The sequence below is a fragment of the Flavobacterium enshiense genome, from assembly GCF_040750275.1.
Classification (GTDB): domain Bacteria; phylum Bacteroidota; class Bacteroidia; order Flavobacteriales; family Flavobacteriaceae; genus Flavobacterium; species Flavobacterium enshiense_B.
In genome coordinates this window covers 468,333-480,305 of record NZ_JBDOCV010000005.1, presented here as the reverse complement: position 1 = coordinate 480,305, position 11,973 = coordinate 468,333, and the positions used below count along the sequence as shown (strand labels likewise).

General features: G+C 37.8%; 11 protein-coding genes. 9 read left to right on the top strand and 2 right to left on the bottom strand.

Annotated features, from left to right (window positions below; genetic code table 11):
* The first annotated feature begins 43 nt into the window (after positions 1 to 43).
* Positions 44 to 592, top strand: coding sequence for a hypothetical protein (locus tag ABGT15_RS11395; protein WP_367231548.1), 549 nt, complete (start codon positions 44 to 46; stop codon positions 590 to 592).
* Between the two features lie 49 nt (positions 593 to 641).
* Here the strand turns inward: ABGT15_RS11395 and ABGT15_RS11390 are convergent, their stop codons facing one another.
* Positions 642 to 2,816: a carboxy terminal-processing peptidase gene (locus tag ABGT15_RS11390; protein WP_367231547.1), complete on the bottom strand. Its 2,175-nt coding sequence runs from the start codon at positions 2,814 to 2,816 to the stop codon at positions 642 to 644.
* A gap of 166 nt (positions 2,817 to 2,982) precedes the next feature.
* On the opposite strand from ABGT15_RS11390, the gene surE reads away from it, so the two are divergent.
* The 8 genes from surE to ABGT15_RS11350 all read left to right on the top strand — a co-directional run bounded on the left by surE (position 2,983) and on the right by ABGT15_RS11350 (position 11,499).
* A complete protein-coding gene (surE, locus tag ABGT15_RS11385) occupies positions 2,983 to 3,747 on the top strand; it encodes a 5'/3'-nucleotidase SurE (RefSeq protein ID WP_367231546.1) in 765 nt (254 codons plus the stop codon).
* Between the two features lie 27 nt (positions 3,748 to 3,774).
* The gene (locus ABGT15_RS11380) at positions 3,775 to 4,047 is read left to right on the top strand and encodes a hypothetical protein (RefSeq protein ID WP_367231545.1); all 273 of its coding nucleotides are present in this window, start codon (positions 3,775 to 3,777) and stop codon (positions 4,045 to 4,047) included.
* Positions 4,048 to 4,049: 2 nt separating this feature from the next.
* Complete coding sequence (lpxB, locus tag ABGT15_RS11375; RefSeq protein WP_367231544.1) at positions 4,050 to 5,165, top strand: lipid-A-disaccharide synthase; 1,116 nt, start codon at positions 4,050 to 4,052, stop codon at positions 5,163 to 5,165.
* A 168-nt stretch (positions 5,166 to 5,333) separates the two neighbouring features.
* Positions 5,334 to 5,957 (top strand): response regulator, encoded by a 624-nt coding sequence (locus ABGT15_RS11370; RefSeq protein ID WP_367231543.1) that lies wholly within the window; start codon positions 5,334 to 5,336, stop codon positions 5,955 to 5,957.
* 122 nt (positions 5,958 to 6,079) lie between these two features.
* Positions 6,080 to 8,500, top strand: a complete 2,421-nt coding sequence (locus tag ABGT15_RS11365) for an ATP-binding protein (protein WP_367231542.1) — start codon at positions 6,080 to 6,082, stop codon at positions 8,498 to 8,500.
* A gap of 13 nt (positions 8,501 to 8,513) precedes the next feature.
* Positions 8,514 to 8,954: a response regulator gene (locus tag ABGT15_RS11360; protein ID WP_367231541.1), complete on the top strand. Its 441-nt coding sequence runs from the start codon at positions 8,514 to 8,516 to the stop codon at positions 8,952 to 8,954.
* A gap of 46 nt (positions 8,955 to 9,000) precedes the next feature.
* Entirely contained in the window at positions 9,001 to 9,408 is a 408-nt protein-coding gene (locus tag ABGT15_RS11355; RefSeq protein ID WP_367231540.1) for a response regulator, read from the top strand.
* Between the two features lie 57 nt (positions 9,409 to 9,465).
* Positions 9,466 to 11,499, top strand: coding sequence for a ComEC/Rec2 family competence protein (locus tag ABGT15_RS11350; RefSeq protein ID WP_367231539.1), 2,034 nt, complete (start codon positions 9,466 to 9,468; stop codon positions 11,497 to 11,499).
* Here ABGT15_RS11350 and ABGT15_RS11345 read toward each other — a convergent pair.
* On the bottom strand, positions 11,492 to 11,971 hold the full coding sequence (locus ABGT15_RS11345; RefSeq protein ID WP_367231538.1) for a thioredoxin family protein: 480 nt from the start codon (positions 11,969 to 11,971) through the stop codon (positions 11,492 to 11,494). The genes ABGT15_RS11350 and ABGT15_RS11345 overlap by 8 nt on opposite strands.
* Positions 11,972 to 11,973: the final 2 nt, after the last annotated feature.

Sequence of the window (11,973 nt, the reverse complement as noted above, 5' to 3'; positions counted from 1 at the left end):
TTTGTAAAGGTATTAAGATAATGTCTAATTTAATTCAGTAACAATGAAAATCAAACTAATAGCTGTTTTAACCTTTATGATGACTCAAATTGGCTTTTCTCAGGAAACAGTCAAAGACTCTTTAACACAAAAACCCACAGACGGAACCGCTGTTGAAGCCATCGATAAAACACAAGCCGAAAAACTTACTGCTGAAGAAAAAAACAAACAATTAGAAGCGGAAAAAATCGAAAAACAGCGCATCAAAAACTTAAAAGAAGCCGAAAAACAGCGCAAAGAAGCGGAAAAAGAAAAAGACAAGGCTGAAAAAGAACGCAAAAAGTTGGAAAAAGAGCTTAAAAAAGCAGAAAAGGAAAAAGAAAAAATCGAAAAAGCCCAAAAGAATATTGAAAGAGCCAAAGAGAAAATCGAAGACAATAAAAAAGAGCTTAAACGAGAACAGGAAAAGTTCGATAAGCAAATGAGAAAAGGAAAACTCGATGCAGAAAAAGAACTGAAAGCCCGAGAAAAACTTTTAAAACTAAGCAACAAACAAAAAGAACTGCAGTTGGATTTGGAAAAAGCCCAAATAAAACTGGAAAAACTGAGATAACAAAAAAAGCCATTCATTCGAATGGCTTTTTTTGTAACTAATAATTGCATTATTTTACTTCTGCTAATTTATTCTTCTTGTCTTTTAAACTGATAGATCCTTTGCTAAGTACCGCTTTCGATTTCATATCAGACAATACATTTAAAGCTTCTTCCACATAAACATCTTTCGAAAGACTTTCATGCCATCTTTCTCTTTTCTGAGCCAAAAGCGTATCATTTTTAAACAATTCCTGCTCGTAAGGTAACGAAGTGTATTTCAAATTGTTTTTGTAATCAACAATCCCTTTGAAACGTTTTGCTTTTTCTGCAATCGCATCTTCTTCAGCCTTAAACTTATTGAAATTCAGGCTGTATACATTTACATCTTTTCTTTCATTAATCCATTTTGCATTTTCATCTATCAAACGAAATGTTGGATTTGCAGCCATTCGCTCCTTACTTTTAGCAATTACATCGTCAAAACTTGCCGTCTTTGAAACCGTATAAGCAGCCTCATCAATTTTATCCCAAGGCATGGCATTTTCAATATCACGCTCACCCATGTCGATATACGAATAACGATCCGGCATCACGATATCACTCAACACACCTTCACGTTGTGTGGATCCTCCGTTGATTCGGTAAAATTTCTGGGTAGTGGTTTTCAAGGCACCCAAATCACCGTATGAACTGCTTCGTACAAACTGGTTTAAGTCGATTACATTCTGAACGGTTCCTTTTCCGTAGCTGTGTTTACTACCAATAACGATACCGCGCTTATAATCCTGAATAGCCGCCGCAAAAATTTCAGAAGCCGAAGCCGAGAAATTGTTCACCATAACTACCAATGGACCATCCCACTGCACTTTTGAATCTTTGTCATAAAGTACTTCTTTACGCTTACCGGAAGATTTAATCTGTACCACCGGCCCATCTTGAATAAACAAGCCCACCATATCAACAACGGTTTGCAAAGAGCCACCGCCGTTATCGCGTAAATCCATAACGATCCCTTCCACACCGGCCGCTTTCAGGCGCTCAATTTCTTTGGCTACATCTTTAAAAGCATCGCGGTTGTCTTTATTTTCAAAATTGATATAAAATTTAGGCAGGTAAATCACTCCATAAGTTTTATCTCCTTGCTTCACGACACTCGACTTAGCATACGTTTCCTCCAGCTCCACGACTTCACGGATAATGGATATCACTTTGATGGTTCCATCTACTTTTTTAACGGTCAAACGTACTTCGGTACCTTTTTTACCTTTGATCTTTTTCACGACATCATCCAGGCGCATCCCTACCACATCAACCGGTTCGTCATTGCCCTGCGCTACTTTCATAATCAAATCACCTTGTTCCAGCTCTTTACCCCTCCAAGCCGGTCCGCCGGGAATCAGTTCTGAAACTTCGGTAATGTCGTTTTTCTTTTGTAAACGGGCACCAATTCCTTCTAAGGTTCCGCTCATACTAACATCGAAACGGTCTTTTTCTTCGGGTGCAAAATAGAAGGTATGCGGGTCAAAACGCTCCACTATCGCATTAATATAGATGGAAAACCAATCGCTGCGGGTTAACTCTTCTACAAAATCAAAATATTCGTTTAACGATTTTAAAGTTGTTTCGCGTGAATCCTTCTCTAATTCCGATAAGGATTTAACCTGATATTTGGCATCGCTTTTTTTCTTGTCTTCTTCCAATTTCTGCTTATCGGTTACTGATGACAAAACCGACAGCTTCAACTGTTTCTCCCAACGGCCACGCAATTCTTGCTTGTTTTTAGCAAAAGGCATTTTTTCGTAGTCCGTATCGATGGTTTCGTCTTTATTGAAATCAAAAGGTTTGTCCATAAGCTCTTTATAGATTTTTCTGGATTCCCCCATACGTTCAATCAGACGTGAATAGGTTAATTCAAAAAATTTCAAATCCCTATTTTTGATCATGTCGTCAATTTGGGTCTCGTATTTTTTAAATTCCTCAATATCAGACTGGACAAAGAATCGTTTAGACGGGTCAATTGAATTGATATATTCCTTGAATACACTTTTTGAAAACGCATCATCCATCGCCACGGGGTCATAATGCCCTTTCTCCAGAACAAAAGTGAGAAGTTCCAATAAAAGTTTGTCTTTTTCCGGGTCTTCCTTTTTGTTAGGCATAAAACTCCACAGTATTGCCGACAAAGCTGTTATCAGCAACACAATCTTATAATTTCTCTTCATAAACTGCCAAAAAGTATTCATTACTATTTTTCACTAAATTACATAAAAAAGCAAGCGTCTTTCTTAATGTTCCAATAATTTTTTGTTAAAGGTTTCTTTATGCTTTCACTATTCGAAAAGCAAAAATTGTACCAACATCCAACGGGAAATTGCTTACTTTAGCGAAAATAAACAAATAACCGAAACCATGAAGAAAAAGCCTTTAATTTTAGTCACTAATGACGACAGCATAGTTGCACCCGGAATCCGTGCTTTAATTGAGGTAATGAAAGAATTGGGCGACGTAATTGTAGTAGCTCCCGACAGCCCGCAATCTGCTATGGGACATGCTATTACCATCAACAACACGTTGCATTTGGAAAAGGTTAAAATAGATGCGGAACTCGAAAACGAATACAGTTGTTCCGGAACGCCGGTGGATTGCGTAAAAATTGCCGTCCATGAAATCCTGAAACGCAAACCGGATTTGTGTGTTTCCGGTATTAACCACGGTTCCAACTCTTCGATTAATGTGATTTATTCCGGAACTATGTCGGCAGCCGTGGAAGCCGGTATCGAGGGAATTCCCGCCATTGGTTTTTCGTTGTTGGATTACAGCTGGCATGCCGATTTCGAACCATCCAAGCCTTATATTAAAAAAATTGCACAGGAAGTGTTAGAAAAAGGGCTACCCGATGGAGTGGTTTTAAACGTTAATTTACCAAAAACGGAAATCAAAGGTATAAAAGTGTGCCGTCAGGCGAAAGCGGTTTGGGAGGAACGTTTCGACAAACGAATCAATCCACAGGGGAAAGAATATTATTGGCTAACCGGTGAATTTGTCAATTTAGACAAAGGAGAAGACACCGATGAATGGGCGCTCAAAAACGACTATATCTCAGTGGTTCCGGTACAATTTGATTTGACGGCTCATCACGCTATCCAACAACTGAACACCTGGAATTTAAAATAATTACGAATCAGAAAATGAATTACGAAAATGAATAAAAAGGATTTACTTATTGGCTTCTTCATCGGCTTGACTACGGCCTTTGTCGGGTGTCTTATCTTTCTTTACTTTTTTACCGAAATACGTTCCGTTGCAGAACTTCAGATGATTCGAAACTATGGCTACACCGGAAAACTGATTACTTTGGGAGCTGTTTTCAACCTGTTTGCCTTTTTCTATCTGCTTAACAAAGAAAAAGAAACAATGGCCAAAGGCGTTATTTTTGCTACTATTGTATTGGCTATTTTAACCGTAATTCTTTAGAAATGAAATATTACATCATAGCAGGAGAAGCGTCCGGGGATTTGCACGGCTCCAACCTGATGAAAAACATTTTCAAACACGATTCGCATGCGGAAATCCGTTTTTGGGGAGGTGATCTGATGCAACAAACAGGCGGCACTTTGGTGAAACATTACCGTGACCTTGCGTTTATGGGATTTGCCGAAGTAATCATGAATCTGAAAACCATTCTTAACAATATCAAATTCTGCAAAGCCGATATTCTGAAATTTCAGCCCGATGTCATCATCTATATTGATTACCCTGGTTTTAACATGCGTATTGCACAGTGGGCCAAAAAAATAGGTCTGAAAAATCATTATTACATTTCTCCGCAAATCTGGGCCTGGAAAGAAAGCCGCATCAAAGCCATTAAACGCGATGTGGATAAAATGTATGTGATTTTGCCTTTTGAAAAAGATTTTTACGAGAAAAAACATAATTTCCCTGTAGCATTCGTCGGTCATCCGCTGATTGACGCTATTCATAACCGACCAAAAACCAATCCTGATTTTTTCAAAAAGGAAAACGGTTTGGATGAGCGCCCTGTTATCGCCTTGCTTCCCGGAAGTCGCAAACAGGAAATTGCTAAAATGCTTTCGGAAATGCTTGCCGTAATGCCCGATTTTCCGGATTATCAATTCGTAATTGCCGGCGCCCCCAGTCAGGAATTTTCGTTTTACCAACAGTTTTTAACAAACGATCAGGTGCATTTTATCTCCAATAAAACGTATGATCTGCTCGGTGTGGCGCATGCGGCTTTAGTAACTTCTGGAACCGCCACTTTGGAAACGGCTTTGTTTAAAGTTCCGGAAGTGGTACTGTACAAGGGCAACTGGATTTCGTATCAGATTGCCAAACGCATCATCACTTTAAAATACATTTCCTTAGTTAATTTAATCATGGATGAGGAAGTGGTGACCGAGCTGATTCAGGACGATTGCAACCCTAAGAAAATCAAAACCGAACTCAAAAAACTGCTCGATCCGACCTATCGCGCCAATCTTCTGAAAAAATATGACGCATTGGAAACCCGATTAGGAGGAGACGGTGCCAGTGAAAAAACAGCACAGCTTATCATTGCAGCACTAAAGGAATAATTGGATTTTCGCTATAAAAAAGCGCATCTCATCGATAAAAATGTAAAAAAAAGGAATTATCGGCCTTCTTTATTGTATTTGTTCGTAAATTTAAAGTAGTTGACAGTATACAACAACCATCCAACCACTAATTTACTGAACTTTTGAACCGAAACCATAAGGCAGAATATGGAGGAGCATTTAAAAATACTAATCCTTGAAGACAATCCGAGTGATGCTGATTTACTGGTACGCGAACTAAAAAAATCCGGAGTAAAATTCCTTTTTGAAATTGCGCTCACCCGCACAGCATTTGAAAACGCTTTAGAACAGTTTCTGCCCAATCTTATTCTATCAGACTTTAACCTTCCGGCTTTTGACGGACTTAGTGCGTTTCGCATCAAACAGGAAAAATATCCCGAGATTCCGTTTCTGATTGTTTCCGGAGCCATTGGTGAAGAAAAAGCCGTAGAACTCATTAAAAACGGGGTTACCGATTATGTTCAGAAAGACAAACTCTTCACACTTACCCAAAAAATTGAACGGGCAGTAAAAGAAGTGGAAGAAAAAAACGAAAAGAAAATCGTCGAAGAAAAAATAAAATCCCAAAATCAGAAATTACTGGAAATTGCGCATTTGCAGTCACACCAAATCCGAAGACCCGTTGCCGACATATTAGGCCTCATCTATATTTTCAATACTGAAAACCCGGCTGATCCTTTAAATCTGGAAGTGCTATCAAAACTTGAAATTGCCGCTAAAGACCTGGACACCATCATTCGTGAGATTGTCGAAAGAACGGAAAATATCTGAATTCAAAAATTACAAACTACCGTAAAAATACCCTGTAAGCTCATTTATCTCAATAAGAAGTATCCTGTTAATTTACTTATTCTCAAATAATTACTACCTTTAAGAAAAGATTTTGATTGTATTTGAAAAAATTACTTCTGATATTGTTTTTCATCACGAACTGTGGTTTTTTAACGCAGCAACGGACTATTGCCCAAAACTCTAAAAAAGATTCGCTCGAAAAAAGGATTAATACAGCTGCCGAAGACAGTAATAAAGTAAATACTCTTGTCTTATACAGCAATGAACTAATTCAATATGATATTAAAAAAGCGGAAAAATTTGCCCTCGACGCCATCCGTCTTTCCCGCCAAATTCATTTTAAAAAAGGAGAGGCTTCTGCCATCTTGCTCCTCTCAAAAATAAGCCGTTCCAAGGGAGACCGAATCAAATCGCTGAACAAAATTGCGGAAGCACTTACCATTTTCGAAAAATTTAATGATAAGTCCGGCCAGGCGAAAGCGTACTTTGAATTGGGCTATGTTTACAAAGAAACCGATAACTATAAGAAAGCAATCGAAAGTTTTACCAAGGCTTTCACTTTATACAAGGAAACAAAAGACGAGCTTAACGCAGCTTTATGCCAAATGGTAATGGGACACGTTAATGCCGACAGAGCGAGCGTTTTAAGGGACACTTCCTACCTCAGAAAAACATTAAATCTTTACGGATACGCTTTACAGTATTACATAAAAACCAACAATCAGGAGCGCATCTGCGTTTCCTATATCAACATGGCCAATACTTATCTTGGATACAACAAACTTACGAAATCAGACAATTTCTTACGAAAATCGATTGACTATTCGAATCAATCCCTGGAAATAAGCCAAAACCTGAAAGACAACACCCGAACTTGCATTAATCTGCTCAATCTCGGAGAAGCCTACAAATATCGCAACGATTATCCTGAGGCATTAAACTATTTTTTAAAGGCCTACGAATTAGCCCAAAAAAGCGGTAATGTCTTGAATAAACTGTCCGCTATGAATCAGATGATGCTCATTTACAAAGAAATGGGAGCGCTAAACAAAGTACTGTCCATCTCTAATGAATATCTGAAAATTGCAAAATACAACCATTATATTGGCAACTTAAAAGACCATTACCAATTGCTTTCCGAAATTTATCATTCCCAAAACAATTATCAAAAAGCCTACGAAAGCCGTTTACTTTACGAAAGCTATTCCGACAGTATACTGAATAAGGAAAAAGCAAATGCATTAGCCAGATTTCAGGTAGAATTTGAATCAAAAAACAAAGACAAAGAAATTGCATTGCTGAACAAAAATCAGGAGCTGCAACAAACCAAACTCGAACAACAACAAACCATACGTAATTATCTGGTAGGAGCTGTCACGCTAATCCTGCTACTCTTATTTGTAGTCTACAATCGATTTAAACTCAAAGTCAAGGCAAACCAGATTATTACTGAAAAGAATAAAAAACTTGAAAAACTGTCTATTGTGGCACGGGAAACCGCAAACGGAGTATTCATTACGGATAAAGACGGTAACGCAGAATGGTTCAACGAAGGATTTTCGAAACTGTTCGGATGGCAAAACATGGAAGAATACTTGCAAAAAAGAGGCAAAAACATTTTAGAAGTAAGCGGTAAAGACAACATTAAAGACATCATTGAAGAATGTATCCGGGAAAAAAAATCGATACGTTATGACGCTATCAACCCGATTAAAGGTGGGGATGAAATTTGGGTACAAACCACCCTTACCCCAATTTTTGACAAAAACGGAAACCTTAAAAATTTAGTTTTTGTAGATGCCGATATTACAGAATTAAAAAAATCCGAACAACAGGTTTCTGACATGAATAAAGAACTGGAAGCCTTTTCCTATTCCGTCTCACACGATTTACGAGCACCCTTGCGTGCCATAAGCGGGTACTCTCAAATTTTAAAGGACGATTACGCTTACGTTATGGACGAAGAGGGCATTAGAACCCTTAACGCCATTCTCAAGAATTCCAAAAAAATGGGAGAACTTATAGATGACCTACTTGCTTTTTCAAGGTTAAGAAGAGCCGATCTGACCACCTCACACCTAAACATGACACAATTGGTAACTTCTTTACTGGAGGAAGTTATTGAAAAAGACCACGATAACGTAAGCGTTAAAATAACGGATTTACTCCCGGCAAAAGGAAGTCAGGCTTTAATCACACAAGTTTGGACGAATTTACTTTCAAATGCATTAAAATTTTCAAAGAAGAAAGACAAACCGGTCATCGAAATTGGGTCGTATCCTGAAAATGATTCAGTGGTTTATTATGTAAAAGATAATGGTGCAGGCTTTGATATGCAGTATTACCATAAGCTTTTCGGGGTTTTTCAGCGATTGCATTCCCAGGAAGAATTTGAAGGCACCGGAATTGGTCTAGCCATTGTTCAAAAAATAATCCATCGTCATAACGGAAGCGTTTGGGCCGAATCAAAATTAGGAGAAGGAAGCAGTTTCTATTTCAGTTTACCAAATATAACGTCTTAAAAAAACAGAAATTATGAGCTATAACAACATTGAAATTGTATTTGTGGATGACAATCCCGACGATGCGACTCTCACACTTCATGCACTTAAGAAAGGCGGCTTGTCAAATACCATCATACACCTGAAAGATGGGGCTGAAGCGTTGGACTATCTTTATTGTAAAAATGAATTTGCGACACGCAATATTCTGGAACATCCCAAATTATTACTTCTCGACTTAAAAATGCCGAAAGTATCCGGTATCGAAGTGCTCCAAAAAATAAAAACCGACCCTGTTCTTAAAACAATTCCTGTGGTAATCCTGACTTCTTCCAAAGAAGATCCGGATGTAAAAACATGTTACGAACTTGGAGCCAACAGTTATATCGTTAAACCGGTAGAAAGTGAGAATTTCTTCAAAGCCATTAAAGAATTGGGTATGTTTTGGATGATACTTAATCATCCCCCAAGATAACTTTTTCTTAAATTTGCCTGAATAACACGCTCAAAAAACCAGACACATGTCTCAATTAAAAACACTTGCCCTTATAGACGATGATGAAATTATTGTATACCTAACGCAGAGAATTGTATCGGAAACTAAGCTGGTCGATTTAATTCAGGTTTTCAGAAACGGCAAAGAAGCTATCGATTATATTGTTGAAAATAAAAACAACCCCCAGCTGCTGCCGGAAATTATTTTTCTGGATCTTTCCATGCCCATCATGGATGGTTGGGAATTTTTAGAAAATTACATCGGCCTTAAAAACGAAATTGAAAAATCAATTATAATTTACGTCATCACGTCATCCACTTCGTCAGAAGACATGAAAAGAGTAAAAAACATTAAAGAAGTGTCCGACTATCTTGTGAAACCTGTTACAAAAGCCCAATTTATTTCTGTAATTAACCAATTACATTTATCCTGAAAAATGTTTTTAAAAAAATAAGTAATATCTTACAAAATAATTACTACTTTCGTTGTTATGAAAACAGCGAAATTTCCTATTATATTACTTACCCTTGGATTTGCTTCCGGAATTGCAGTAAATCATTATTTCCCACTAAAGCTGCAACACGCCTTCACTATCACCCTAATTGGCATCACTCTTACAATTTTGGCTTACCGAAGAGCAAACACCCATTTTATACAAAAAAAATATTTTGGATGCAGTGTGCTTTTCATGGCTTTTGTATGTGGCATCTTATCGCACACGCTGCATTCTGAGCAGCAATATTCCAGTCATTATTCTCACTTTATCGAAAAAGAAAACGGCTACATTACCGGCACAATTTCAGAGAGACTAAAACCAAATGCTTACTCTGAAAAATATTATTTTAAAGTATCTCATTGGAATAACAAACCTGCTACAGGAAAAATACTTCTCAATGTCTCAAAAAAAGATTTCCCCCGTCAATTAGAGGCAGGCGATCAATTACAGTTGCTTGAGCTTCCCCAACCTATTGCAAAATCCATCAATCCGTATCAGTTTAATTATGCCGCATACTTGGAGAAACAATATATATTCCATCAAGTACAATTGAAGGCAACAGATTTCAAAATTATTTCACAGCAGAATAATTTCGACTACTATATCGAGAAATATCGCGATAAGCTTTTGGACAGTTTTAAAATCCATCAGTTTCCGGAGCCGGTTTACACTATCATCAAAGCTTTACTACTTGGGCAGCGACAGGATTTGGATGCGGAAATCAATCAGCAGTATACCGATTCTGGAGTGATACACATTTTGGCTATTTCCGGCCTACACATTGCCATATTGTATGCCATATTGCTAACCTTTTTAAAACCGTTAAGCCGTTTAAGAAATGGCAAGTTCATACAACTTCTTATAGCGCTCGGATGCCTTTGGGGGTTTGCATTACTCTCCGGATTATCCGCATCTGTAGTGCGCTCTGTGGTAATGTTCAGTTTCATAAGTTGGGGTGTGTACCGGAATCAGACCAACAACATGTACAATGCAATGGCCGTTTCCATGCTGACCATTTTGTTTTTTAAGCCTAACTTCCTGTTTGATGTAGGTTTTCAACTGAGTTACGCCGCAGTGTTTTCAATTGTTGCCTTACAACCTTTGTTTCGAAAATATTATTTCCCCCGAAATCGAATCCGCAACAAAATCCTGAATTATGGTATCGATTTGGTCATCATTTCACTTATTGCCCAAATTGGTGTGCTACCCATTAGCTTGTATTACTTTCATCAATTCCCAAGTTTATTTTTACTAGCGAACCTCGTGGTAATTCCGCTCTCCAGTTTTATTTTAGTCTACGGAATATTCATTTTACTAATGAATTTCATTTGGCCGACAACCGCAATTCTTTTAGGAAAACTACTCTCCGGTTCTATCGTACTGATGAATGATTACATTGCCTGGATTACTACCTTCGAAGGGTTTACTTTAAAAGAAATTCCCTTTTCGTTTCCATTGCTCGTAAGTCTTTATTTGCTGATTGCAACAATGGTGTTTTGGTGTTATCAGAAAAACTACAAACGATTGATTACAGCAGTTTTTTGCGGATTGCTCTTCCAACTTACCCTTCTCATAACAATTCACGAAAACGACAACCAAAATGAATTCATTGTTTTCAACAACAAAAAGAAAACCCTGCTGGCTGAAAAAAGAAACGAGAAGATCCTCGTGTACACCAATGACAGTCTTATAGAAAACAACAATAACCTCAGGGCTTACAACAGAGGGAAATTCAAACAGAAATTAGAAATTTATCCTATTCAAAATGTAGTCTATTATAAAGAAAAATCGATTCTGATTGTGGACAGTATAGGCATTTACAACCTTAGCAGACAACCGGATATTGTCCTGCTCACACAATCGGCAAAAATAAATCTGGAGCGGTTGGTTGCGACATTGCGCCCCAAACAAATTATAGCAGACGGCTCGAATTACAGAAAAGCAATAACCCGATGGAAAGCCACTTGTGAAAAAGAAAAAATCCCTTTCCATGCCACTGTCGAAAAGGGATTCTATAAAATTAATTGATTTTTTTAAGTTCATCAAGCAGTTGCTCTGCCGTTCTGTAACCGATAATGGGTGGCTTGATTTCCCCTTTATTATCTAAAACAAAAACCGACGGATAACCCGGAACTTTCAAAAACATGGTAAATTCATGCACAGAATTCCTACCTTTTCGGTTCGGGTCGAAATTCGGATTTTTGTATTGTTTATCCTTATAGGTTACCTCTGAGTTACCTTCAGCATTAAATTTTACAGGATAATAATTTTCAGTAATGTATTTCACAAAAGCAGGATCGTGAAACGTATTTTTATCCAACATCTTACAAGGGCCACACCAGTCGGTGTAAACATCCATGAAAATCGGTTTGGCTTTTTTAGGCTTCTTTTTCTGTAATGTCAAAGCTTCGTCAAGCGTCATCCATTTAATTTCGGCTTCCTGAGCCTGCACCGCCATACTTCCCAAAATCAAAAAGAAGGCAAAAAACATTTTTTTCATTA